This is a genomic window from Arthrobacter sp. JSM 101049, assembly GCF_041679245.1.
Classification (GTDB): Bacteria; Actinomycetota; Actinomycetes; order Actinomycetales; family Micrococcaceae; genus Arthrobacter_H.
This window is the reverse complement of sequence record NZ_JBGFFC010000001.1, coordinates 378,262-401,813: the sequence shown is the minus strand read 5'-3', so window position 1 is coordinate 401,813 and position 23,552 is coordinate 378,262. Positions and strand designations below refer to the sequence as shown.

Here is a 23,552-nt window from a genome sequence, read left to right as displayed (position 1 = left end):
CGTGAGGGGAGGCCGGGCCACTGTGTGTTCGGCGGGTGCCGGAGGTGCTAGACCTTGGCGGCCAGATCGGCTTCGCCGTCGGTCGTGCCCTGGGCACCGGCTGCGAAGCCGTCGCGCAGGATGCGGCCGAGATTCTCATCCACGTTCGTCCAGTACTGGAAGAAGCGTTCGCGGATCTCGTCGCGGGTGATGCTGTTGCACTGGCCGAGCAGGTTGTCGTGGAAACGGTCCTTGGCATCGGCGTCGAACACGTCGCGGTACAGCGTGCCGGCCTGGCCGAAGTCGCTGTCCTCGCTGCGCAGGGTCTGCGCGGCACGGATCATCGCACCGTCGGTCTCCCAGCCGCCCTCGGCACCGCGCACCGGGTCGGCTGCGGGGCCGCCATAGGAGTTCGGGGCGTAGACGCGGGCCTCGGAACCATTGAAGCTGTACTGCATGTTGCCCTCGTGCTGGTACGTGGTCACGTGGGCGGCGTGCGGCTGGTTGACCGGCAGCTGGTTGTAGTTGGTGCCGATGCGGTTGCGCTGCGCGTCCGGGTAGGAGAACACGCGGGCCATCAGCATCTTGTCGGGGCTGATGTCCACACCGGGGACCAGGTTCGACGGGGAGAAGGCGGCCTGCTCGATTTCGGCGAAGAAGTTCTGCGGGTTCCGGTTCAGCGTGAAGTGGCCGACCTTGACCAGCGGGTAGTCCGCGTGCGGCCAGACCTTGGTCATGTCGAACGGGTTGAAGCGGTACGTCTTGGCGTCCTCGTACGGCATGATCTGCACGAAGACGTCCCAGGTCGGGAAGTTGCCGGCCTCGATGTTCTCGTAGAGGTCGCGGCGGTAGTAGTCGGCGTCGGAACCGGCGAGGCGCTCGGCTTCCTCGTTGCCCATGTTGTGCACGCCCTGCCGGGACTTGAAGTGGTACTGCACCCAGAAGCGCTCGCCTTCGGCGTTGATCCACTGGTAGGTGTGCGAGCCGTATCCGTTCATCTCGCGCCAGGAGGTGGGCAGGCCGCGGTCGCCCATGACGTAGGTGACCTGGTGGGCGCTCTCGGGGGAGAGGGTCCAGAAGTCCCACTGCATGTCGGCATCGCGCAGGGCGGAGCCGTTCAGGCGCTTCTGCGAGTGGATGAAGTCGGGGAACTTCATGGCATCGCGCAGGAAGAACACCGGGGTGTTGTTGCCGACGATGTCGTAGTTGCCCTCGGTGGTGTAGAAGCGCAGCGCAAAGCCGCGGACGTCGCGCCAGGTATCGGGGGAGCCCTGCTCGCCGGCGACGGAGGAGAAGCGCAGCAGGGTCTCGGCGGTGGCACCGGGCTGGAAGACTGCGGCACGGGTGTACTTCGAGACGTCCTCGGTGACCGTGAATTCACCGAACGCGCCGCCGCCCTTGGCGTGGGGGTTGCGCTCCGGGACGCGCTCGCGGTTGAACGAGGCCAGCTTCTCGACCAGGTAGCGGTCGTGCAGGGCGGTGATGCCGTCGGGGCCGGAGGTCAGCGAGTGGGCGTCGCTGGCGACGGGGGCACCACTTTGTGTGGTGGTGAAGTTCTCGGACACGAGGTTCTCCTTCAAGGTGGGTGGTTGGCTGGTTCGGCGGCTGGGTGGGTCTTAGGCGCTGCTGCCGTGGGCCGGGGCCCCGGTTGCAACGGCCTCGGTGGCCTGCGCCGCCTCGCGGCATGTGGCGCACACCCCCTGGTAGACCACATCGGCAACCTGGATGTCCATGCCGTGCGACTCGGAGGGCGAGAGGCAGGGTGCGTGGCCAACCGCGCACTCCACGTCCTCGATCCGGCCGCAGCTCATGCACACCGCGTGATGGTGGTTGTCGTCCACGCGCGTCTCATGGAGAGCCGCGGAACCGGGCGGAGTGAACCGCCGGAGCATCCCCAACGCCGTGAGGTCGTTGAGTACGTTGTAGACGGACTGCATGGACAACTCGGGCAACTCGTCCCGCACCCCGGACGCCACGACCTCGGCGGAGGAATGCGGATTCGCCTCCAGGAAGCGCAGCACTGCCAGGCGCTGGCGCGTCACGCGCAGTCCCAGGCCGTGCAGCCGCTTCGAGTAGTCCATGACTCCATTCAACCCTTTATTTTGATGAAGTCAAGATAGGCCGCGCTAAATCGACGCGCGAACCCCAGGCCCGGAAAGCCGGCGGGCAGGTGACCCGCCCGTGGCCACCGCCGCCGGCTGCACGGCTAGAATCATGCGGTGGCCCGACTCCTCGCCGACCTCACCCCCTTGCGTGCCAGCCCCGCGTTCCGCCGGCTGTGGATCGGCAACGCGCTCTCTGCCGTCGGCAGCCAACTGACCCTCGTCGCCGTCAGCCTCGAGGTCTACCACCTGACCTCCTCGAGCTTCCACGTCGGCCTGCTGGGTTTGTTCGCCCTGGTCCCACTCGTCCTGACCGGTCTCTACGGGGGAGCGGTGGCCGACGCCTACGACCGCCGCAAAGTGGCGCTGGGATCCGCTCTGGTGCTCTGGTGCACGACGACGGCAATCGCCGCGCAGGCCTGGCTGCACCTGGACAATGTATGGCTGCTGTACGCCCTCGTGGCCGTCCATTCGGGGGCCACGGGCATCAACCAACCCACCCGGGGGGCGATCATCCCGGCCATCCTCGGGCTCAAGCTCCTGCCTGCCGCCAATTCGCTGAACATGGTCACCTTCGGCATCGCCATGATGGTCGGTCCGCTGCTGGGAGGGGTGCTCGTGGCCCAGGTCGGGTACGGCTGGACCTACACGGTAGATGTCGTGACATACCTGGCGGCAGTCGTCTCGGTCTACCTGCTGCCTGCGCTGCCGCCGGAAGGGGTGGTCGCCAAGGCCGGCTTCCGGTCGGTGGTCGAAGGGTTCGGTTTCCTGGCCGGACAGCCCAACCTGCGCATGACCTTCCTGATCGACCTCACGGCCATGATCCTGGCTGCCCCGCGCGCCCTGCTGCCCGCGGTCGGGGCGGTGCTGATCGGCGGAGGGGAAACCACGGTGGGCATCCTGCTGGCCGCCACCGCACTCGGGGCGTTCCTGACCGGCCTCTTCTCCGGGCCACTGGGGCACATCCAGCGCCAAGGCGTGGCGGTCTTCTGGTCCGTCGCCGCCTGGGGGGCCAGCGTGGCGGCCTTCGGGGTCGTCGTCCTGGCTGCCATCCGCTCGGGCGGGGCGCCGGACGACGGCAGTGCCTCGGTCTGGCTGTGGGCCGCTGCCGCCTGCATGGCCGCCGCGGGGATATCCGACGCGATCAGTTCGGTCTTCCGCACGACCATCCTGCAAACTGCCACCCCGGACCACCTCCGGGGCCGGTTGCAGGGCGTGTTCATCGTGGTCGTCGCCGGTGGCCCCCGGGTCGGCGAGCTGTTCTCGGGGACGTTGGCCGGGGGAATCGGCGAGGGGTGGACCCTGCTTGCCGGGGGAGTCGCCTGCGTGGTCGTCGCGTCCTTGTTGATGCGCCTGACGCCTGGATTCCTGAGCTACGACGCGCGCCACCCGGTGCCCTAGACTTCAGGAAACCGCTGCGGTGCACATCCCGGCGGCGTGTGATCCGCAGCGCATCCGGAACCCCGGGGGCCGGTGAAGCGTTATCCAGACATCCCGGCCGCCACTCCGGCGGCCGGAGGCACGACCAAGGAGTGGAACCCCGTGCACAATCATTTCAACGGTCTCAAGACAGCGGCCCTGCTCGGCGGCATGTTCGCCCTGCTGCTGGTCATCGGATCGCTGATCGCCTCCGGGACCGGGAACTCGGCGTTCATCTGGATCTTCGCGCTGATCGGCCTGGGCACGACCGCCTACGGCTATTGGAACAGCGACAAGATCGCCATCCGGTCGATGCAGGCCTACCCGGTGACGGAACAGGAGCAGCCGGCCATGTACCGCATCGTCCACGAACTCTCGTTGACGGCCGGGCAGCCGATGCCGCGCCTGTACGTATCGCCGACCGCGGCGCCGAATGCCTTCGCCACCGGGCGCAACCCGGAAAATGCCGCGGTGTGCTGCACTGAAGGCATCCTGAACCTGCTGGACGAACGCGAACTGCGGGGGGTCCTCGGCCACGAGCTGATGCACGTGTACAACCGGGACATCCTCACCTCGTCGGTGGCGGCGGCAGTGGCCGGAGTGGTGACCTCGGTGGCGCAGTTCATGTTGTTCTTCGGCGGGGGAGACCGCCGCAACGCGAACCCGCTGGCCATGATCGCCACCGCGCTGCTCGCCCCGTTGGCCGCCGCGCTGATCCAGATGGCGATCAGCCGGACCCGCGAGTACGACGCCGACGAAGACGGTGCCACGCTGACCAACGACCCGCTGGCCTTGGCCTCGGCCCTGCGCAAGCTCGAGACCGGCGTCCAACGTGCGCCGTTGCCCGAGGACCAGCGGCTGGTCAACACCTCGCACCTGATGATCGCCAACCCCTTCCTCGGGGGTGCCAAGAAACTCTTCGCCACCCATCCGCCGATGGATGACCGCATCGCCCGGCTCGAGCGCATGGCAGGCCGTCCGCTGGGCTGACCCACGCGATGCAGATGCAGTCCGCCCCCGCGGCGGTTCCACGAGGGCCGGTTCCTCCGGCAGCACTTGCTGCCGGAGGAGCCGGCCCTCGTTTTTTCCGGCGGACGCGTGACTCCACGTGACATGCCCCGCATTTTGCCATTGCGCAAGATGGGCGTAACGTCATCAGGCAAGGTAACCCTTGCCTGAAACTGACGGACCACACGGAAGCACCTCCATGATCGCGAATTTCCTGATCGGCCTGCGCGAAGGGCTCGAGGCAGTCCTCATCGTGGTCCTGCTGCTGGCCTACCTGCGCAAAACGGGCCGGCGGCACCTGGTTCCACGCATCATGCTCGGCGTGCTCGCCGCCGTGGTCGTGTCCCTGGGATTCGGTGCGCTGCTCACCTTCGGCCCACGGGGGCTGACGTTCGAGGCGCAGGAGGCGATCGGCGGATCGCTGTCCATCATCGCCGTGGCGTTCGTGACCTGGATGATCTTCTGGATGGCCCGGACCTCGCGTTCCATGGCCAGCGACCTGCACCACAAGGTCGATGCCGCAGCCGACGGCAAATCCTGGGCACTGGTCCTGGTGGCCGCCCTGTCGGTGGGCCGTGAAGGCCTGGAGACCGCCTTGTTCCTCTGGGCCGCAGCCCGCGCCACGGGCGAGACGTGGGAGCCGATCGCCGGCGCCGCTGCCGGAATCGCCATCGCCATCGCCGTCGGCGCACTCATCCACCGGGGTGCCATCCGGGTCAACCTGTCCACCTTCTTCACCTGGACGGCTGCGGCGCTCATCGTCGTTGCCGCCGGTGTGCTTGCCTACGGGATCCACGACCTGCAAGAGGCCCGCATCCTGCCCGGGCTCCATGCGCTGGCCTTCGATGTCTCGGCGTCCATCCCGCCATCGAGCTGGTATGGCACCCTGCTCAAGGGGATCTTCAACTTCTCACCGGCCACGACCTGGCTCCAGGCCATCGCCTGGATCGCCTACGTGGTCCCCGTCGCGGTCCTGTACATCAGGGGACTGCGCGGCCGCTCGGCGGCCAAACGCGCCGTCGAAGCTCCCGCGCACGCCTGAACCGCTGCACCTGCCCCCCATCACTACCCAACATACCGAGGATCCCCATGACCCAGTACCGCCCCCTTGCCGCGGCCGCGGCCCTCGCCATGGCCTCGCTGGCCCTGGCCGGTTGCACCGACAACACTGCCGACGCAGCGGCCGCCGATGACGGCACCGTCGCAGTGACCAGCACCGCCGATGCCTGCAACCTCAGCACCGACACCGTGCCCGGGGGGACCCTGAAATTCTCGGTCAAGAACGACGGCGATCAGGTCACGGAGTTCTACTTGCTGGCCGAGGACGGGCTGCGGATCGTGGGGGAGGTCGAAAACATCGGCCCCGGCCTCAGCCGCGACCTGGTCGTCACCGCACCCGAAGGAAAATACGTTGCCGCCTGCAAGCCGGGCATGGTCGGAGACGGCATCCGTGCAGGATTCACCGTGACAGCCCCGCCTGCAGGAGAGGAAGTCAGCGCGGACCGCGCGGCACTGCAGGCCACCGCCACCGAACAGTATGCCGGCTACGTGAAGGACCAGACGGAACAGCTGCTGGCCGGGACCAGGGAATTCGCCTCGGCCTTCGCCACTGGCGACGAGGACAAGGCCCGCTCCCTTTATGCCGCCACGCGGATGCATTGGGAACGCATCGAACCCGTTGCCGAGTCCTTCGGCGACCTCGATCCACTCCTGGATGCCCGGGAAGCCGACCTTGCAGAGGGGCAGAAGTGGACCGGCTGGCACCGGGCGGAGAAGGACCTGTGGCCGCCGAAGACCGGCTACGCGGCCCTCGGCGCACAGCAACGCAAGGCACTATCCGAGCAACTCGTCTCCGATACCGAGGAGCTGGCCCGGCGTACCGAAAAGATCGAATTCACCGCGGACAAGCTGGCCAACGGCGCCAAGGAACTGCTCGACGAGGTCGCCAGCGGCAAGGTCACCGGCGAAGAGGAGATCTGGTCGCATACCGACCTCTGGGACTTCCAGGCCAATGTCGACGGCGCACGTATCGCCTACGAGGATCTCAGGCCCCTGCTGGCCGCCGGGGACAAGGACCTCGATGCCAGCTTGGAGAAGAACTTTTCCCAACTGCAGGAGCTGCTCGACCAGTACCGGAACGGCGACGGGTTCGTCTCCTACACCGAACTCAGCAAGGCCCAGATCAGGGAACTCGGCGCATCCGTTGATTCCCTCGCCGAGCCGCTCTCCCGGCTGACGGCAGCCGTCGTGAAGTGATGACGGGCCCGCAACAAGAGGACGCATCCAGCGCCGAGGCCGGGACGGAACCTTCCCGGGCGATGAGCCGCCGGACACTGTTCACGGCGGCCGGTGCCGCCGGCGTCGCAGGGGTGGCCGCCGGTGCCACAGGTGCCGTCGCACTCGAACGCCGCTCCGCGGCACGCCCCGTTGACGACTCCGTGCCCTTCCGGGGTGAACACCAGGCCGGCATCGACACCGCTGCGCAGGACCGCATGCACACCGCCGCCTTCGACGTCACGGCAACGGACCGGGACGAGCTTGTTTCGTTGCTTCACGATTGGACGGCCGCCATCGAGGAGATGACTGCCGGCCAACCCGTGGGTGGACCCGATGGCGCAACCGGCGGGGCCTATGCCGCTCCGCCGGAGGATACCGGGGAGGCCCTGGACCTCTCGGCCAGCCACCTGACCGTGACCGTTGGTTTTGGCAGGACGCTGTTCCTCCGGAACGGAACGGACCGGTTCGGGATCGCCGACCGGATGCCCGATGCGCTCATCGAGCTACCGCACTTCCCCGGCGACGCGTTGGAGGAGGAACGAAGCGGAGGCGACCTCGTCGTGCAGGCGTGCGCCGATGACCCGCAGGTCGCCGTGCACGCCATCCGCAACCTGGCCCGGATCGCCTTTGGCCGCGCAACGGTGCGTTGGAGCCAGATCGGCTTCGGACGCACGTCGTCCACCTCCCGGAGCCAGACCACGCCCCGGAACCTCTTCGGATTCAAGGACGGCACCGCCAACATCAAGGCCGAGGACACCGAGGCGATGTCCGGCCACGTGTGGGTCGCCGGCGCCACCGGCGCGGAGTCCTGGATGAACGCCGGTACGTACATGGTTGTCCGGCGCATCCGGATGCACATCGAAACCTGGGACCGCACCTCGCTCCGGGAGCAGGAACAGGACATCGGGCGGACGAAAAAGGAAGGCGCCCCGCTGTCAGGCGGCACGGAATTCACCGAGCCCGACCTGGCCATGCAGGGCAGCGCGGGCCCCCTCATCCCCTCCGATTCCCATGTGGCCATGGCGCACCCGGACCGCAACAAGGGAGTGCGGATGCTGCGCCGCGGTTTCAACTACACGGACGGTTCCGACGGTCTCGGGCGGCTCGATGCCGGGCTGTTCTTCATCGCGTTCGTCGTGGACCCCCGGACCCACTATGTGCCGATGCAAACGGCGATGGCCAAGCACGACCTGCTGGCCGAATACCTCAGACACACCGGCTCGGGCCTGTTCGCCGTGCCGCCGGGACTGCCCGGATCAGGTGGATACCTCGGCCAGCCCCTGTTCGACGCCTGAACCGTCGACGCCGAACGTCCTGGACCGGTGCCGCACGCATGAACGCCGCGCCCCTGCCGGGACGCGGCGTTCCCGTCGGGAGCGGTGAACCGATTAGCGCAGGTTCACAAACTGCAGATCGGCATCCTCGAACGTCCGCAGCAGCTCCATGGTGGCCTGCAGGTCGTCGCGGGACTTCGAGGAGACGCGCAGTTCGTCCCCCTGGATCGTGGACTTCACGCCCTTGGGCGCCTCGTCCCGGATGAGCTTGTTGATCTTCTTCGCCACGTCCTGGGCAATGCCCTCCTTAATGGAGGCCTCGATGCGGTATTCCTTGCCGGAGGCGAACGGCTCACCGGCATCCAAGGACTTCAGGGAGATCTTGCGCTTGACCAGCTTGGACTGGAAGACGTCCAGGACCGCGTTCACGCGCTCCTCCGAGTTGGCCTTCATCAGGATCTTGTCGCCACTGAAATCGAGCTCCGCACCGACGCCCTTGAAGTCGTAGCGCTGGGCGATTTCCTTCTGGGCCTGGTTCAGGGCATTCGAGACTTCCTGGCTGTCGACCTTGCTTACGACATCGAACGTGGATTCGCTGGCCACGCGTCCTCCTCGGTAGGTTGCTGATTGACCACCAGCCTATCGGCACCGCCGCATGCCGGCACCTCCAGCAGCCCCACGGAGCCCGGCGGCGCAGGACACGCGGCCCCCAGGGCCGCCGATTCGATTCCTGGCCAAAACTTCGGTAAAGTTTCTACTCGTTCCACGCGGAACGTTCGGCAGATTACCCGAGCGGCCAAAGGGGGCTGACTGTAAATCAGCTGGCATTGCCTTCACTGGTTCGAATCCAGTATCTGCCACACCCGGTCCCGGCCAGGACCGACAAGAACCCCGGACGCACCAGTCCGGGGTTCTTGCATGCCCGTCCGCCGGTCAGGCGGCCAACTCATTGCCGACCTGCCGGACGTAGACGTCCCACAAGATCAGGTGCGCATCCCGCGAGGCATTCATGACGGCGTCGTAATGGGCCCACTGCCAGGCCGTGGCGCCATTCGAGTCCGGGGGAGCGGGCGGGCAATCGCCGGGCGTCCGCCACCCCGCCTCCGTCCAGATCGCCTGGATCTGACCGGCGCTGGTGGCCGCGGAGGAGGCATCGTCCAAGGGGTGCGGCAGGCGCATGCGCCGTTGGATGCGCGGCGCCTCGCCCACGGCAAACAACTCGGAAGCCGACACCTCCATGACGTTGGGCAGCAGGCGCTGGTAGGCGTCGGCCAGGTCGAGGCTCATCCGGATGGACTCGCGCAGGAGCTCGCCCTCGATCACGAACAACAACGTGCAGCGCGGCATGATGGTCCTCCTCAGGGGTGCCGAAGATGCATGGCCCGAGCCTAGGCCGAGCCCTGGGCCGCGGGACAGAGCGCCCTCCCGCCTGTGGACAACCGCGCGCGGAAGCGGCTGGGAGGAGACATCCGATGGGACGGGCGGCTACCGTGGAGACATGGCTACCATCGACATCACCGAAGACCAGTTCCAGCAGACCATCGAGGGCAACGACATCGTCTTCGTCGACTTCTGGGCCTCCTGGTGCGGACCGTGCAAGCAGTTCGCGCCGGTCTTCGCCCAGGCGGCCGAAAAGCACGCCGACATCGCCTTCGCCAAGGTCGACACCGAGGCCGAGCAGGGGCTGGCCGCCGCCGCCGGGATCACCTCCATCCCCACCCTCATGGCCTTCCGCGACCGGGTCCTGGTCTTCTCCCAGCCCGGCGCCATCGGTGCGGCGCAATTCGACGACCTGATCGAGGCCGTCAAGGGAATCGACATGCAGGAAGTGCACGCGCAGCTGGCCGACCAGGCCCAGGGCAAGTAGCGGCGTTCCCGCGGATCGGCGGTCGGGCGGGACGCAGCCCGCGCGGCTGGTATGTTGTGGATCACATACCTGTTCGAGATCCGTGAAAGGTGCCGTCCATGTCCCCTGCAGACCATGTGGCCACTGTTGAGTCCTACACGCACGGGGGCGACGATCCCGGGGTGCTGTCGGAGACCATCGGGGCGAACTTCCGGGCCACCGCTGCCCGCTTTCCCGATAGCCAGGCGTTGATCGAGGCGGCGACCGGCCGCAGCTGGACCTACGCGCAGCTGGACCAGGTCACGGACGAGGTCGCCCGGGCACTGATCGGCATCGGCATCGCCCCCGGCGAACGCCTGGGGATCTGGAGCCCCAACTGCGCCGAGTGGACGGTCCTGCAGTACGCCACCGCCAAGGCCGGGATCATCCTGGTCAACGTCAATCCCGCCTACCGCCTCGAGGAACTCTCCTTCGTGGCCTCCCAATGCGGGATGCGCGCCCTCGCCGTGGCCCCCTCAGACGCGCAGAGCGACTTCACGGGCATGGCGCGGACCGTGGCGAGCCAGGATAACGCGCTGCGGGAACTGATCCACCTCCCGGCGCCCGCAGGGCAGGCCGGCCCCCCGGACGGCAGCGCCGCCGCAGGCGACCAGGTGCGTGAACTCGACTGGGATGCCCTGCTCGACCAGGCGGCAGCCGTGCCGGCGTCCCGGCTCGAGGAGGTGATGGCCGCCCTGGACACGCACGATGCCATCAACCTGCAGTACACCTCCGGGACCACCGGATTCCCCAAGGGTGCCACCCTGAGCCACCACAACATCCTGAACAACGGCTTCCACATCGCCGAGCTGCTCTCCTACACCGAACGGGACCGCGTCGTGCTGCCCGTGCCCTTTTTCCACTGCTTCGGCATGGTCATCGGCAACCTCGCGGCACTGTCGCACGGAGCGGCCACCATCCTGCCCGGACGCTCGTTCAAGCCCGCGGAGACCCTGCAGGCGGTGCAGGACCACCGCGGGACGAGCCTGTACGGGGTCCCGACGATGTTCATCGCAGAACTCGCCCTCCCCGACTTCGCCGATTACGACCTTTCGACGCTGCGCACCGGCGTCATGGCCGGCTCGACCTGCCCCGAGGAGGTCATGGAGCGGGTGATCTCGGAGATGAACATGGGCGAGGTCGCGATCTGCTACGGCATGACCGAGACGTCCCCCGTCTCCACGATGACCCGCACCGACGATTCGCTCGAGCGCCGCACCCAGACCGTCGGCCGGACCATGCCGCAACTCGAATCCAAGATCGTCGACCCTGCCACCGGGGACGTCGTTCCCCGCGGTGCTACAGGGGAACTGTGCACGCGCGGATACGCGGTGATGAAGGGGTACTGGAACGAACCCGAGAAGACGGCCACGGCGATCGATACCGATCGGTGGATGCACACCGGGGACCTGGCATCGATGGACGAGGACGGCTACGTCCGGGTGGAGGGGCGCATCAAGGACCTGATCATCCGCGGTGGCGAAAACGTCTCGCCCCGGGAGATCGAGGAGTTCCTCTACCGCCATCCGGACATCCAAGACGTGCAGGTCATCGGCGTTCCGGACGAGAAGTACGGGGAGGAGATCATGGCCTGCATCATCCTCAAGGACGGTGCCGCCGGGATGAGCCTGGAGACGGTGCGCGAATTCTGCGCCGGGCGGATCGCCCACTACAAGATCCCGCGCCACGTGCAGATCCGCACCAGCTTCCCCATGACGATCTCCGGCAAGATCCGCAAGGTGGAGATGCGCGAGGAGGCCACGCACCTGCTCGCCGGGAACTGAGCCGCAGGTCGCCGGCTCAGCGGCCGCGGTGGTCCAGCGGGGACAGCCGCGGTCCGAAGGACGGTTTGCGGAAACCGCTGAGGCCGATCAGCCGCACCACGCGCTGGCGATGCCCGGCATAGGGCGCCAACAGTTCGAGCATCCCCGCGTCGTCGGTGGCCCGTCCGGTGAGGGCATGGCCGATGTAGGCCGCCAGGTGGAAGTCCCCGACAGACACCGCATCCGGATGTCCATGCGTGCGCTGCAGGGTTTCCGCCGCGGTCCAGGGGCCGATGCCCGGGATCGACTGCAGTTTCCGCCCCGGGTCCTCGTCCAGGGCGAGGGCGCCGAGCCGGTTGATCCCGGAGGCCGCCTCCGCGGCACGCAACACGGTACGACGGCGGGAATCATCCACCCGTGCCGCATGCCAGTCCCAGCCGCCGATGTGCCGCAACCGATGCGGTCCCGGGGCGATGGACATTCTCGCCGGCGCCGGGCCCGGGGCCGGCTCCCCGAAGCGCGCTGCCAGGTACCGCCAGGCGTGGCGGGCCTCGATCGTGGTGACCTTCTGCTCGAGGATGACCGGAACCAGGGCATCGAAGACCCTCCCGGTGGAGGGCAGCCGGATCCCGGGGTTCCGCCGTCGTGCCTCGGAGATCCAGTGGGGCAACCGGGCCCGCAGATTGCCGTCGAACCCCGACCAGTCGTCGCCGGCACCCAGCAGTGCCGGGGCCGAGGCGATCGCCGTACCGGCCCCCGGGCCCCAGGCCCGCAACCGCACCACGGGGCCGGCAGCCGGGGCAGCAGCGGTTGCCGGATCCGGATCGGTCACCGGGGCCGGAGCCGGTTCCACGGTGGCCAGCAACGTCGCCGGTCCGTCCCCGGTGGCGAAGCACAGCCAGGCCCGGCCGGCCCCGACGCGGGTGCAGGGGTCATGGGTACCGCGCTGCAGCACGCCCAACGTCGAGCGCAGATCGAACCCCCACGGTGCCGCCCAGGAGTCCTCGGCCTCCGGTGCGTCCACGGGCCCGGTGGGCCGCAGCAGGTCGGCGGCCGCCAGGGGAGCTCGGCGCGTGGAGGAGGTCATCCATCGATGATCCCATCCGGGTCCGACACCGTGCACACCAGCGCACCGCCGACGATGACCCCGGGTTGCGCCGGACCGGGTCCGCACGGGGCTGCGGCGGTAGAGTCGACCCCATGAAATACGCTGAATCCGTCCTGGAACTCATCGGCAACACCCCGCTGGTCAAGCTCTCGAAGGTGACCGAGGGCATCCGGGCGACCATCCTGGTCAAGCTCGAATACCTGAACCCCGGGGGCTCCATCAAGGACCGCATCGCGCTGAGGATGATCGAGGAGGCGGAGAAGTCCGGCGAACTGCAGCCCGGCGGCACCGTCGTCGAACCGACCTCCGGGAACACCGGCGTCGGCCTGGCCCTGGTCGCCCAGGCCAAGGGCTACAAGACGATCTTCGTCACCCCCGACAAGGTCGGGGAGGAAAAGCGCGACGTGCTGCGCGCCTACGGGGCCGAGGTCGTGGTCACCCCCACCTCCGTGGCCCCCGATTCCCCCGAGTCCTACTACGGGGTCTCCGACCGGTTGGTCCGCGAGATCCCCGGTGCCTACAAGCCCGACCAGTTCAACAACCCCGCCGCCCCGGAGAGCCACTACGGCTCCACGGGACCGGAGATCTGGAACGACACCGACGGGAAGCTGACCCACGTGGTCATCGGCGCCGGCACCGGCGGCACGATCACCGGCACCGGCCGCTACCTCAAGGACGTCTCCGCCGACCGCGCCTCGGGGCCCGTGAAGGTCATCGGCGCGGATCCGGACGGCTCCGTCTACTCCGGCGGCAGCGGGCGGCCCTACTTCGTCGAGGGCGTGGGCGAGGACATGTGGCCGGGCAACTACGACCCGTCGGTCCCCGACGAGGTCATCGCCGTCACCGACGCGGAGTCGTTCGCCATGACCCGCCGGCTCGCCCAGGAGGAGGGCCTGCTCGTCGGCGGGTCCTCCGGCATGGCGGTCGTCGCGGCCCTGCGCGCGGCGCAGGACCTGGACGAGGACGACGTCGTGGTGGTCATCCTGCCCGACGGCGGCCGCGGCTACCTGGCCAAGATCTTCAACGACACCTGGATGAAGTCCTACGGCTTCATCGCCGGGGGCGAGGAGGCGACGGTCGCCGATGTGCTGGCCGCCAAGTCCCACGGCCTGCCGGAACTGATCCATACCCACCCGGGCGAATCGGTGCGCGATGTCATCGACCTCATGAACGAGTACGGCGTCTCCGTCCTCCCGGTCCTCTCCGCCGAGCCACCGGTGCGCATGGGCGAGGTCGTCGGCGCCGTCGACGAACGCACCCTGACCTCCCGCCTGTTCGCGGGGGACGCCGAGCTGACCCAGGCCGTCGAGGAGCACGTGGGGGAGCCCATGCCGCTGATCGGCGCCCAGGAGTCGATCGCAGCAGCCCGGACCAAGCTGCAGGACGCCGACGCCCTGCTGGTCACCCGCGACGGCGGCCCCGTCGGCGTGCTGACCCGCCACGACCTGCTGAACCACCTGGCCCGCTGAACCACCCGATCCACCCGATCCACTGAACCACCCACACCCAGCGAAAGGGAGAACCCCCATGAGCACCCCGGGAAACGGCTTCAACACCCGCGCCATCCACGCCGGACAGGCGTTCGAACCCCACACCGGCGCCGTCGTGCCGCCCGTGCACTTCTCCACCACCTACGCCCAGGACGGGATCGGCGGGCTGCGCAACGGCTACGAGTACGGCCGCGGCACCAACCCGACCCGCGACTCGCTGCAGGAACAGCTCGCGGCGCTGGAGAACGGCACGCACGCCTTCACCTTCGCCTCCGGGCTGGCCGCCGAGGATTCGCTGATCCGCGCGCTGGCCCGCCCGGGCGACCACATAGTGCTCGGCAACGACGCCTACGGCGGCACCTACCGTCTCATCACCCGGATCCTGGGGGACTGGGGCATCGGCAACACCCCGGTCGACATGGCCGACCCGCAGGCCGTCGCGGCGGCGATTGCCGCCCAACAGACGCGCCTGGTCTGGCTCGAGACCCCGTCGAACCCGATGATGAAGATCACCGACATCGCCGCCATCGCCCAGGCCACGCACGACGCCGGGGCCCTCCTGGTCGTGGACAACACCTTCGCCTCGCCCTACCTGCAGCAGCCGCTGGACCTGGGCGCCGACGTCGTGGTCCACTCCACCACCAAGTACATCGGCGGGCACTCCGACGTCGTCGGCGGCGCCGTCGTCGTCAAGGACGCCGAGCTGGCCGAGAAGATCGGCTTCCTGCAGTTCGCCGCCGGCGCGGTCAACGGCCCCATGGACGCCTTCCTGACCACCCGCGGCCTGAAGACCCTCGGCGTGCGCATGGACCGGCACTCAGAGAACGCCCAGGCCGTCGCCGAATGGCTGCTCGGCCGCCCCGAGGTCGAGAAGGTCCTCTACCCCGGCCTGCCCGACCATCCGGGACACGAACTGGCCAAGCGGCAGATGAAGCGCTTCGGCGGCATGGTTTCCGTGCAGTTCACCGGCGGTGCCGGGGCGGCCCGGAAGATTGCCGAATCGACCCGGGTCTTCACCCTGGCCGAGTCGCTGGGCGGCATCGAATCGTTGATGAACTACCCCTCGGAAATGACCCACGCCTCGGTCAAGGGCACCGAACTGGCCGTGCCCGAGAACCTGCTGCGCCTGTCCTGCGGCATCGAGGACGTGGAGGACCTCATCGCCGACCTCGAACAGGCCTTCACCCAGCTGTAGGCCTGCCGCCTGTCCCCGGATGGGACGGCCTGGACGACGACGGCCCCCGGCCACCGCCCAAGAGGCGGCGACCGGGGGCCGTTGTCCGTTGCGGAAGCGGGCCTAGAGTCCCAGGGTCGCGAACTTGGCTGCCCGGCGCTGGCGCCGCGCCCCGGAGGGGACGGCCGCCGCGACGGAGAGCTCGTATTCGATGGCAACGGCCATGTCGGCGCAGAACCCGCGGGGATCGGCCGCGGCCTCGCGCTCCTCCGGGACGATGTGGTCGACCAGCCCGATCCGGTGCAGCGACGCCACGTTCACGCCCTGCTCGGCGGCCAGCTGCGGGGCATGGGCGGCGTCCCGGTAGACGATGGCGCTGGCGCCCTCCGGCGGCAACGGCGACAGCCACGCATGCTCCGCGGCAACCACCCGGTCCGCGGGCAACAGGGCCAGCGCGCCACCGCCCGAGCCCTGGCCGAGCAGGACGGCGACGCTGGGGGCCGACAGCCCGATCAGGCTGTTCAGCGACCGGGCGATCTCCCCGGCCAAACCGCCCTCCTCGGCCTCGGGGGAGAGGTCGGCGCCCGCAGTGTCGATGACGGTCAGCAACGGAAGCTGGAGCTCCTCGGCCAGCTGCATGCCACGGCGTGCCTCGCGCAGCGACCCCGGCCCCATCTCCGGCCCGCCGTGGCGGGGCCGCTGGTGGCCCAACACGATGCACGACTGCGTGCCGAAGCGCGCCAGCGCGAGCCCGAGCCCGGGGTCGTTTTCGCCCTGTCCGGTGCCGTTCAGCGGCAGGGCGTCGTCGGCCCCGGCGGCCAGCAGCCACCGCAGGTCCGGGCGGCGGGGGAGACGCGAGATCTCGATGGACTCCCATGCCTCCAGGGTGCCCGGACGCGCAGCTGCGCTGGCCGGAACCGGGAGGTTCCCGGCCGGCTGGGCGGGCAGCAGGATCCGCAGGGCACGGTCGATGATGTCGGGCAGGTCCTCAGGAGGGACCACGGCGTCGATGAGCCCGCACCGGTAGAGGTTCTCGGCGGTCTGCACCCCTTCGGGGAAGGGGGTGCCGTGCAGGGTCTCGTAGACGCGCGGACCGAGGAACCCGAGCAGGGCACCGGGTTGGGCCACGGTCATGTGCCCCAGCGAACCCCACGAGGCCATTACGCCGCCGGTGGTCGGATGGCGCAGGTAGACCAGGTAGGGCAGCCCCTTCTCCTTGTGCCGGCGCACCGCGTCGGTGATCGCCACCATCGACAGGAAGGCCAGGGTGCCCTCCTGCATCCGGGTGCCCCCGGAGGCAGGCCCGGCCAGCAGCGGCAGACCCTCTGCCGTGGCCCGTTCGACTGCCTCGGTGATCCGCTGGGCCGCGGCCCGGCCAATCGAACCGGCCAGGAACGTGAACTCGGAGACGATGACGGCCACCCGCCGTCCGCGGATCCGGCCCTCCCCGGTGAGCACGGATTCGTCGTGTCCGCTCTTGAGCCGGGCCGCCTCGAGGTCGGCAGCGTATTTTCCGCTCGTGGCCGGCTGCTCGGCCGGGGCATCCCAGGAGCGGAAGGACCCGTCATCCAGGACGGTGTTCAGCAGGTCGGTGGCCGTCAGCCGACGCGTCGCCACGGGAACCACGCCTAGTTCCCGCCCACGGCTGGAGCGGGCTCGGAGGCGAGCCAGGCGCGGATGGCCTCGGCATCGGCGTCGAGCCCGGGAGGGGCCGTGTGGGTGGTCCGCGTCCGTTCCTGGGCGGTGGCCGCGTCGAAGAAGCGCAGCGGCGGCCCGGGCAGGGTGATGTCCCCGAGCACCGGGTGCTCGACGTCGAGCAACAGGCCCTGTGACTTGACCTGGTCCCAGGCGTAGACCTCGTCGAGGGTGCGGACCTTCCCGGCCGGCACACCCGCCTCGTTGAGCTTGTCCAACAGGGTGGCCGGATCGTAGGCGCTGAAGGCGTCCTCGATCACGCCGATCAGCTTCTCGCGGTGGTGAACCCGGTCGGCGTTCGTGGCGAAGTCCGGGTCGGAGGCGTCGATGCCGAACGCGTCGGTCAACGCCTTCCACAGCTTCTCGCTGCCCACGCTGATCTGGACGTTGCCGCCCCGACAGGCGAACAGCCCATAGGGGGCGATCGAGGGGTGGTGGTTGCCCTGGGCGCGCGGGACCTCCCCGGCCACCGTGGCGCGCGTGCCCTGGAAGGCGTGGACCCCGACGACGGAGGCCAGCAGCGAGGTCCGCACGACCTGGCCCTTGCCGGTCTTCTCCCGCTCGAGCAGCGCCGCCAGGACCCCGTAGGCCCCGTACATGCCCGAGAGCAGGTCGGAGATCGGCACGCCCACGCGCTGCGGGTCGTCGGGACCGGAACCGGTCAGCGACATCAGGCCGGCCTCGCCCTGGACGATCTGGTCGTAGCCGCTGCGCTTCGCCTCGGGCCCGTCATGGCCGAAGCCGGTGATGGAGAGGATCACCAGGCGCGGGTTGATGCGCTGCAGCTCCTCCATCGAGAAGCCCAGCCGGTCCAGCACTCCGGGCCGGAAGTTCTCCAGCAGGGCATCGGAGCGGCGGACGAGTTCCGTGAGCGTCTCGCGACCCTGGTCGGACTTCAGATCCAGGGCGATGGACTCCTTGTTGCGGTTGCAGGACAGGAAGTAGGTGGCCTGGCGGTCGTCCTCGGGGCCGACGAAGGGCGGGCCCCAGCTGCGGGTGTCGTCACCGGTGCCGGGGGTCTCGACCTTGATGACCCGGGCGCCGAGATCGCCGAGCATCATGCCGGCATGCGGTCCGGCCAGGGCACGGGTGAGGTCCAGGACGGTGTAGCCGGTCAGGGGGCCGGTGGAGGGGCCGGAGGCCGGGGACAAGGTGTTCGTGGGGTTCACGAGTGCTCCTTTCGGGGCGGTCGAGCGGGTAGACAAGCCCGGGAGGGCCCACGAGGGGGCTCTCCCGGGCGACGTGTTGCCGGCTGTCAGAGCCAGCCTGGGACGACGAGTGCCAGCCAGGCCAGCGGCGGTCCAGCGACGACCACGATGCCTCCGTAGGCCAGGATCTGCTTGTAGAACCTGTCGGGATTGATGCCCTCGGGGGCGTTGGCGAGCACCAGCGCACCGTTGGTGGAGAAGGGCGAGACATCGACGATCGTGGACGCCACGGCCAACGCACACACGACACCGACCGCGCTGACGGCACCCGAATCCAGGAAGGGGATGGCCAGCGGGATGAGGGCCGCCAGGATCGCGGTGGAGGAGGCGAAGGCCGAGACGACGGCGCCGATGTAGCAGATCATCAGTGCGGCCAGCATCGGCATGCCCATCTGGGCGACGCCGTCCGAGACGTAGGTGATGGTTCCGGCTTCCTCCAGCACGCCGACGAAGGTGAGCATGCCGCAGATCAGCAGCACGGTGGACCAGCTGATCTTGTTGACGGCGCCCTTCTGCGCCTGAGGGGACACCAGGGCGAGGACGACGGCGATGGTGATGGAGACGAATCCGACGTCGACCTTGAAGCCCAGGGCGACGACGGCGAGGACGACGAGGCCGATGACGGTGGCGATCTGCGGGAAGGTGACACGGTCCGAGGCGGAGCTCGAGGGGCCGTCGCCGGCGGGGTCGCGGGGTCCGTAGGTGCCGCTGCCGGCACCCTTGAAGTCGACGCCGGCGGCGCGGGAACCGACCGACGCGCCCATGCGGGCTTCGGAGACGCTTTCGGCGAAGTGCGCGACGCGGCTGCCGGCCAGGGCCTTGCCGCCCAGGACGAAGTAGAGGACGACGGCGATGGCGGTGTTGAAGATGAAGGAGCTGAGGAAGAGCGCGGTGGGGCTGAAGTCGAAGCCGGTGTCGGCGATGAGTCCGTTGACGATGACGCCGTAGACGGCGATGGGGGAGAAGCCGCCGGCCTGGGCGCCGTGGACGATGAGCATGCCCATCATCAGGGGGTTGATCTTGTACCGGGCGGCGAAGCCCAGGCCGATGGGGGCCATGATGGCCACGGCTGCCGGGCCGAGCGCTCCGACCGCGGTGATGACGGCGGTGATGGTGAACATCACCCAGGGGATCAGGGCGATCCGGTTGTCGACGAGTTTCACCGCCTTGCGGATGAGCAGGTCGATGGTCCCGTTGCCCTGGGCGATCGCGAACAGGTAGGTGACGCCGACGAGGGTGAGGAACAGGCCGCCGGGGAACTGGGCGAGGATCTCCTTGGTGTCCATCCCCAGGAACAGGGCACCGAGGACGAAGGCACCGACGAAGGCGAGTGCTCCCATGTTGATCGGCAAGACCGTGGCCAGCAGGAACATCACCGCCAACACGATGATCGAAAGAATGGGAGCTGACATGCGAGGGGTCCTCCATCAAGGCGAGTGTGAATCATGCCACTAACAGTGGCCTAGCCTCCTAGACCCTGAGTCACTTTGTCAATAGCACGTTACGTGTAGTCTGGATCACAACGGAAGGCGGTAGTCCATGAAGACGCAGGGCAAGGCGATGTCGTTGGGCAAGGTCGCGCGTCCGCGGCTCTATGAGCAGCTCATGGAGCAGATCCTCGGGTACGTCGAGGCGGAGCAGCTCGGGGCCGGGGACCGGCTGCCCGCCGAACGCGACCTGGCCGAGCAGCTGGGCGTCTCACGGGCCACGTTGGCCCAGGCGTTGGTGGCCTTGGAGGTCCTGGGGGTCATCGACGTCCAGCACGGCACCGGCGCGGTGCTGGTCTACCGTCCGAGCATGGCCACGCTGCTGCGCAAGCTCCGCGAGCACCAGAACCGGCTGCCGGACATCGTCGAGGCGCGCAGCACCCTCGAGGTGAAGCTGGCCGCCCTGGCGGCCGAGCGGCGCACGGCGGAGGACCTGGCGGCGATCGACGCCGCGTTGGAGGAGATGGCTGCGGAGGTGGAGGCCGGAGACCGCGGCGTCCACGGTGATGAGCTGTTCCACCAGGCCATCACGGCGGCAGCGCATTCGGCGGTGCTGGCCCAGATGATGAGCTTCATCTCGGAGATGATCCTGGAAACCCGGATCGAATCGCTGGGCCAGCCCGGCCGGCCGGAGGTCTCCCTGGCGGCGCACCGGCGGATCGCCGAGGCCATCCGCGCCGGTGAGCCGCAATCGGCTGCCGAGGCGATGGGCCGGCATATCTCCGTCGTCTCCGAGGTCCCCCTGTTGCAGTAGGCCCCGGGACCCCGGGCAGGTGGACGTGACGGAAGGACCCGGAACTCCTCAGGCGCCCCGGTGGAGGTCCGGTGCTGCCGGGCCTTCCACGAACCCGGCCGAGGCGTAGGTGGCCACGGCGCCCACATTGGAGCTGGGGGTGCAGACGATGGCGCTGGAGGAGCCGAGGTCCCGCAACGCCGCAGCGGCCGCGCGGGTGATCGCCCTGCCGAATCCGCGGCCGCGATGCCCCGCGGCCACGCCCAGCGGCTCGAGCAGGCCGGGCCGACCGGCACCGGCCGACCAAACCGTCACCGACGCCGTCGCCTGGCCCGCATCGTCGAACGCGACCAGGCACCGGGCGTGGGCATAGGGCAGGCCGGAGGCCATCGCCTGCCAGCGCCCCTCCGTGAACGACGGGCTACCGAACGCCGAACGGTGCACGGCGGTGCGCACCGGTGCCGTGCCAGGGCCGGCCACCTCGATCCGCACACCCGGGTCCTCCACCGGGTCCGACAGGTCCCGGCGCGGCGGCGTCCACGGCTCGCCGGTGTCCCACCCGTCCTCGGCGAGGAGGTCGCGCAGGACCGCACCCGCGGGTGCTTCGATGTCCACCCGTCCCGCCGGCAGTACGCCGCGCTGCGGCTCGCCGACGTCGGCGACCAGTTGGCGGGCGAGGGCCTCATCGCGCTGCGCGTCCGGCGCGATGGCCAGCCGCAATTGCCGGGCGCCGTCCAGCAGGCCGACGGCGAGGATCCGCCCGTCCCGGCTCCAGGTGCGCACCGCCGCGGCCGTTGCCGCCGCCCCGGTGCGCCAATACCAGCCCACGTCCCCCGGATGCAGCTGCAGGGGTGTCCCGTCGACCTGCCACTGCCCCAATGCGTGCACGACCGTGCCGAGCTCCGGGATGCCGGGTGTGTCCACGTTCATGACCATCCCCCTGGCCTCCTTGAATGGTTGTTAGGCGACCGGCAGCTTCCGGTCGACGACGACCGGCAGGCGGGTCCCGTCGTCGTACTCCATGACCTGGCGGCCGCCGATGAACACGCGCAGGGCCCGCTGCATCACATCCAGCGGGTCACCGGACCAGAGCACCAGATCCGCGTCCTTGCCCACCTCGATGGAGCCGATGCGGCGATCGAGCCCGAGGACCCTTGCAGGGTTGATGGTGATCGAACGCAGAGCGGCCACCGGGTCCAGCCCCTCCTTGACGGCCAGCGTGCACTGGTGGACCAGGAAGTTGATGGGCACCACCGGATGGTCGGTGATGATGGAGATCTCCACGCCGGCGTCGTGCAGCTTGCCCGGGTTGGCCAGCGAGCGCCCGCGCAGCTCGACCTTGGACTTGGTGGTGAACAGCGGGCCGATGAGCACCGGGATGTTGCGCTCGGCGATGACGTCGGCGATCACGTGGGCCTCGGTGCCGTGGTCCAGGACCAGGTCGTAGCCGAACTCCTCGGCCAGACGCAGGGCGGTGGCCACATCGTCGGTGCGGTGGCAGTGCTGGCGCCACGGGATCTCGCGGCGCAACACCATCGCCAGGGCCTCCAGGCGCGGGTCGATGGCCTCGGGGTCGGCCTTCGCCATGTAGTTCCGTGCCTCGATGAACGCCTTGCGGATGACCATTGCGGTGCCCAGTCGGGTCGAGGGTGTCTGCTTCTTTTCCCCGTAGATCCGCTTCGGGTTCTCGCCCAGGGCGGACTTCAGCCCGCTGGGGGAGCGCAACACCATCTCGTCGATGTAACGTCCGTGCGTGTGCATCGCCACGGCCAGCCCGCCGACCGGATTGCCCGAGCCCGGGTTGACGTTGACGGTGGTGATGCCGCCGGCCAGGGCGTCGTCGAAGCCGGGATCGAACGGGTCCACGGCGTCGATGGCCCGCACGGCGGCCATGATCGGGTCGGTCATCTCGTTCACGTCGGCCGTTGAGCCGGCCTCGCCCTCGGGGTGCATGCCCAGGTGCACGTGGGCGTCCACGAAGCCGGGCAGCAGCCACTGGCCGCCGGCGTCGAGGACCTCGGTGTCCGCGGGGACCGTGGTCTCCGGGCCGCAGGCCTCGATCTTCCCGTCGCGAACGAGGACGGTGCCGTCGTAGGGCTGCCCTTCGATCGGCACGACGTGGGCGTTGGCGATGGCCAGCAGACTCATGGTGGAGTCCTTTCGGGACGGGAGCGGGATATCCCCGAGCCTATCGTCCCGGACGTGATGTGCGACACGTGCCGGTTCGCGCCGGGGGCCGGGCCGGTGTCGGCCGGGTGCCGGGGTCCTCAGCGGCGGGGCAGGCCCTTCGCGGCGCGGCGTTCGGCCCGGCGGGCCGCCCGGGCCGCCCGGGACTGCTCCTTGAAGTAGGCCATGCTCGGCGGCAGCCACAGGAGCACGACGCCGATGAGCAGGGTCGCGCCGAGGATCCCGAGGCGGGGGCCGCGCAGCACCAGGGGGATGCCGCCGATCAGGCCCATGGTCGTCAACCAGGCCCGGCCGGCCAACTGCCCCCGGAACAGGCGCCAGGCGCCGTAGCCGACGCCGATGGCCAGCAGCGCCAGCAGTAGCGCCAGCGCCATCAGCCCGGACCGGCTGCCCCCGGCCAGCAGGCGCGAGTTGCCCCAGGAGGCCACGCCGAAGCCCAGCAGGACCAGGGCCAGCACGGCCCACCAGGCGACGGCCACGCGCAGGGTGGCGGGAAGCTTTTTCACACCAGCCAGCCTACTGGGTGTGCCCAACCGCACAGGCTGCGCCCCGTCGTCGTGCCCTGTCCTCCTGTAGACTGGAACCTCACCGATATCCGGCTTCCCTCGCATCCTGCCCAATTCTTGAGGCAGGAGCTCATCGTGTGTGAGTCCGCAGCGTGCGGGCAGTTTCTTCATAGGGGAGCGGCCGGACTGGTGTTTGAGTCCGAATGTGCCGCGGATCCCGCCTCCCGACGAGTGCCGGGTGCTCCGCCCCTATGAAT

General features: G+C 69.1%; 21 protein-coding genes and 1 tRNA gene. 11 read left to right on the top strand and 11 right to left on the bottom strand.

Annotated elements, in window-relative coordinates; translation table 11 throughout:
* Positions 1 to 47: 47 nt before the first annotated feature.
* Together AB8M85_RS01855 and AB8M85_RS01850 are read right to left on the bottom strand one after the other, a co-directional pair.
* Positions 48 to 1,544 carry a catalase gene (locus AB8M85_RS01855; RefSeq protein ID WP_372697064.1) on the bottom strand — a complete coding sequence of 499 codons (1,497 nt, stop codon included), beginning with the start codon at positions 1,542 to 1,544 and terminating at the stop codon, positions 48 to 50.
* A 51-nt stretch (positions 1,545 to 1,595) separates the two neighbouring features.
* Positions 1,596 to 2,060, bottom strand: coding sequence for a Fur family transcriptional regulator (locus AB8M85_RS01850; RefSeq protein WP_372697063.1), 465 nt, complete (start codon positions 2,058 to 2,060; stop codon positions 1,596 to 1,598).
* A gap of 138 nt (positions 2,061 to 2,198) precedes the next feature.
* Here AB8M85_RS01850 and AB8M85_RS01845 point away from each other — a divergent pair, with 138 nt between their 5' ends.
* From AB8M85_RS01845 to efeB, 5 genes are all read left to right on the top strand, one after another.
* The gene (locus AB8M85_RS01845) at positions 2,199 to 3,482 is read left to right on the top strand and encodes an MFS transporter (protein ID WP_372697062.1); all 1,284 of its coding nucleotides are present in this window, start codon (positions 2,199 to 2,201) and stop codon (positions 3,480 to 3,482) included.
* Positions 3,483 to 3,623: 141 nt separating this feature from the next.
* Entirely contained in the window at positions 3,624 to 4,490 is an 867-nt protein-coding gene (htpX, locus tag AB8M85_RS01840) for a zinc metalloprotease HtpX (protein ID WP_372697061.1), read from the top strand.
* Between the two features lie 217 nt (positions 4,491 to 4,707).
* Positions 4,708 to 5,550, top strand: coding sequence for an iron uptake transporter permease EfeU (gene efeU, locus AB8M85_RS01835; protein WP_372697060.1), 843 nt, complete (start codon positions 4,708 to 4,710; stop codon positions 5,548 to 5,550).
* A gap of 47 nt (positions 5,551 to 5,597) precedes the next feature.
* Positions 5,598 to 6,764 (top strand): iron uptake system protein EfeO, encoded by a 1,167-nt coding sequence (efeO, locus tag AB8M85_RS01830; RefSeq protein WP_372697059.1) that lies wholly within the window; start codon positions 5,598 to 5,600, stop codon positions 6,762 to 6,764.
* 62 nt (positions 6,765 to 6,826) lie between these two features.
* Complete coding sequence (efeB, locus tag AB8M85_RS01825; protein ID WP_372697058.1) at positions 6,827 to 8,080, top strand: iron uptake transporter deferrochelatase/peroxidase subunit; 1,254 nt, start codon at positions 6,827 to 6,829, stop codon at positions 8,078 to 8,080.
* A 93-nt stretch (positions 8,081 to 8,173) separates the two neighbouring features.
* On the opposite strand, the gene AB8M85_RS01820 is transcribed toward efeB, so the two are convergent.
* Entirely contained in the window at positions 8,174 to 8,662 is a 489-nt protein-coding gene (locus AB8M85_RS01820; RefSeq protein WP_372697057.1) for a YajQ family cyclic di-GMP-binding protein, read from the bottom strand.
* Positions 8,663 to 8,837: 175 nt separating this feature from the next.
* Here AB8M85_RS01820 and AB8M85_RS01815 point away from each other — a divergent pair.
* Positions 8,838 to 8,919, top strand: a tRNA-Tyr gene (locus AB8M85_RS01815).
* Between the two features lie 73 nt (positions 8,920 to 8,992).
* Here the strand turns inward: AB8M85_RS01815 and AB8M85_RS01810 are convergent.
* Positions 8,993 to 9,406, bottom strand: a complete 414-nt coding sequence (locus AB8M85_RS01810) for a hypothetical protein (RefSeq protein WP_372697056.1) — start codon at positions 9,404 to 9,406, stop codon at positions 8,993 to 8,995.
* 151 nt (positions 9,407 to 9,557) lie between these two features.
* Here AB8M85_RS01810 and trxA point away from each other — a divergent pair, with 151 nt between their 5' ends.
* Positions 9,558 to 9,926 (top strand): thioredoxin, encoded by a 369-nt coding sequence (gene trxA / locus AB8M85_RS01805; protein ID WP_372697055.1) that lies wholly within the window; start codon positions 9,558 to 9,560, stop codon positions 9,924 to 9,926.
* Positions 9,927 to 10,024: 98 nt separating this feature from the next.
* Positions 10,025 to 11,728, top strand: coding sequence for an AMP-binding protein (locus tag AB8M85_RS01800; RefSeq protein WP_372697054.1), 1,704 nt, complete (start codon positions 10,025 to 10,027; stop codon positions 11,726 to 11,728).
* 16 nt (positions 11,729 to 11,744) lie between these two features.
* On the opposite strand, the gene AB8M85_RS01795 is transcribed toward AB8M85_RS01800, so the two are convergent.
* Positions 11,745 to 12,794 carry a DNA-3-methyladenine glycosylase gene (locus AB8M85_RS01795; protein ID WP_372697053.1) on the bottom strand — a complete coding sequence of 350 codons (1,050 nt, stop codon included), beginning with the start codon at positions 12,792 to 12,794 and terminating at the stop codon, positions 11,745 to 11,747.
* 113 nt (positions 12,795 to 12,907) lie between these two features.
* Between AB8M85_RS01795 and AB8M85_RS01790 the strand changes: the two genes are divergently transcribed.
* Both AB8M85_RS01790 and AB8M85_RS01785 read left to right on the top strand, forming a co-directional pair.
* Positions 12,908 to 14,284 (top strand): cystathionine beta-synthase, encoded by a 1,377-nt coding sequence (locus tag AB8M85_RS01790; protein ID WP_372697052.1) that lies wholly within the window; start codon positions 12,908 to 12,910, stop codon positions 14,282 to 14,284.
* A 58-nt stretch (positions 14,285 to 14,342) separates the two neighbouring features.
* Complete coding sequence (locus tag AB8M85_RS01785) at positions 14,343 to 15,500, top strand: cystathionine gamma-synthase (protein ID WP_372697051.1); 1,158 nt, start codon at positions 14,343 to 14,345, stop codon at positions 15,498 to 15,500.
* A gap of 102 nt (positions 15,501 to 15,602) precedes the next feature.
* On the opposite strand, the gene AB8M85_RS01780 is transcribed toward AB8M85_RS01785, so the two are convergent.
* The 3 genes from AB8M85_RS01780 to AB8M85_RS01770 form a co-directional block, all read right to left on the bottom strand.
* Positions 15,603 to 17,096, bottom strand: a complete 1,494-nt coding sequence (locus AB8M85_RS01780; RefSeq protein ID WP_372697050.1) for a carboxyl transferase domain-containing protein — start codon at positions 17,094 to 17,096, stop codon at positions 15,603 to 15,605.
* A gap of 11 nt (positions 17,097 to 17,107) precedes the next feature.
* Positions 17,108 to 18,343, bottom strand: coding sequence for a CaiB/BaiF CoA transferase family protein (locus AB8M85_RS01775; protein WP_372697049.1), 1,236 nt, complete (start codon positions 18,341 to 18,343; stop codon positions 17,108 to 17,110).
* 86 nt (positions 18,344 to 18,429) lie between these two features.
* Positions 18,430 to 19,794: an SLC13 family permease gene (locus tag AB8M85_RS01770; RefSeq protein WP_372697048.1), complete on the bottom strand. Its 1,365-nt coding sequence runs from the start codon at positions 19,792 to 19,794 to the stop codon at positions 18,430 to 18,432.
* A 127-nt stretch (positions 19,795 to 19,921) separates the two neighbouring features.
* On the opposite strand from AB8M85_RS01770, the gene AB8M85_RS01765 reads away from it, so the two are divergent.
* Positions 19,922 to 20,623 (top strand): FadR/GntR family transcriptional regulator, encoded by a 702-nt coding sequence (locus tag AB8M85_RS01765; RefSeq protein ID WP_372697047.1) that lies wholly within the window; start codon positions 19,922 to 19,924, stop codon positions 20,621 to 20,623.
* A gap of 48 nt (positions 20,624 to 20,671) precedes the next feature.
* Here the strand turns inward: AB8M85_RS01765 and AB8M85_RS01760 are convergent, their stop codons facing one another.
* The 3 genes from AB8M85_RS01760 to AB8M85_RS01750 form a co-directional block, all read right to left on the bottom strand.
* Positions 20,672 to 21,532: a GNAT family N-acetyltransferase gene (locus tag AB8M85_RS01760; protein ID WP_372697046.1), complete on the bottom strand. Its 861-nt coding sequence runs from the start codon at positions 21,530 to 21,532 to the stop codon at positions 20,672 to 20,674.
* A gap of 30 nt (positions 21,533 to 21,562) precedes the next feature.
* Entirely contained in the window at positions 21,563 to 22,750 is a 1,188-nt protein-coding gene (locus AB8M85_RS01755) for an amidohydrolase (RefSeq protein WP_372697045.1), read from the bottom strand.
* Positions 22,751 to 22,869: 119 nt separating this feature from the next.
* The gene (locus AB8M85_RS01750; RefSeq protein ID WP_372697044.1) at positions 22,870 to 23,295 is read right to left on the bottom strand and encodes a hypothetical protein; all 426 of its coding nucleotides are present in this window, start codon (positions 23,293 to 23,295) and stop codon (positions 22,870 to 22,872) included.
* Positions 23,296 to 23,552: the final 257 nt, after the last annotated feature.

Coding starts and splice junctions, on each gene's coding strand:
- AB8M85_RS01850 (WP_372697063.1), bottom strand. CDS start 2,060: ATGGACTACTCGAAGCGGCTGCACGGCCTGGGACTGCGCGTGACGCGC.
- AB8M85_RS01810 (WP_372697056.1), bottom strand. CDS start 9,406: ATGCCGCGCTGCACGTTGTTGTTCGTGATCGAGGGCGAGCTCCTGCGC.
- AB8M85_RS01760 (WP_372697046.1), bottom strand. CDS start 21,532: ATGAACGTGGACACACCCGGCATCCCGGAGCTCGGCACGGTCGTGCAC.
- AB8M85_RS01770 (WP_372697048.1), bottom strand. CDS start 19,794: ATGTCAGCTCCCATTCTTTCGATCATCGTGTTGGCGGTGATGTTCCTG.
- efeO (WP_372697059.1), top strand. CDS start 5,598: ATGACCCAGTACCGCCCCCTTGCCGCGGCCGCGGCCCTCGCCATGGCC.
- trxA (WP_372697055.1), top strand. CDS start 9,558: ATGGCTACCATCGACATCACCGAAGACCAGTTCCAGCAGACCATCGAG.
- AB8M85_RS01765 (WP_372697047.1), top strand. CDS start 19,922: ATGAAGACGCAGGGCAAGGCGATGTCGTTGGGCAAGGTCGCGCGTCCG.
- AB8M85_RS01800 (WP_372697054.1), top strand. CDS start 10,025: ATGTCCCCTGCAGACCATGTGGCCACTGTTGAGTCCTACACGCACGGG.
- AB8M85_RS01785 (WP_372697051.1), top strand. CDS start 14,343: ATGAGCACCCCGGGAAACGGCTTCAACACCCGCGCCATCCACGCCGGA.
- AB8M85_RS01790 (WP_372697052.1), top strand. CDS start 12,908: ATGAAATACGCTGAATCCGTCCTGGAACTCATCGGCAACACCCCGCTG.
- efeB (WP_372697058.1), top strand. CDS start 6,827: ATGAGCCGCCGGACACTGTTCACGGCGGCCGGTGCCGCCGGCGTCGCA.
- AB8M85_RS01755 (WP_372697045.1), bottom strand. CDS start 22,750: ATGAGTCTGCTGGCCATCGCCAACGCCCACGTCGTGCCGATCGAAGGG.
- efeU (WP_372697060.1), top strand. CDS start 4,708: ATGATCGCGAATTTCCTGATCGGCCTGCGCGAAGGGCTCGAGGCAGTC.
- AB8M85_RS01795 (WP_372697053.1), bottom strand. CDS start 12,794: ATGACCTCCTCCACGCGCCGAGCTCCCCTGGCGGCCGCCGACCTGCTG.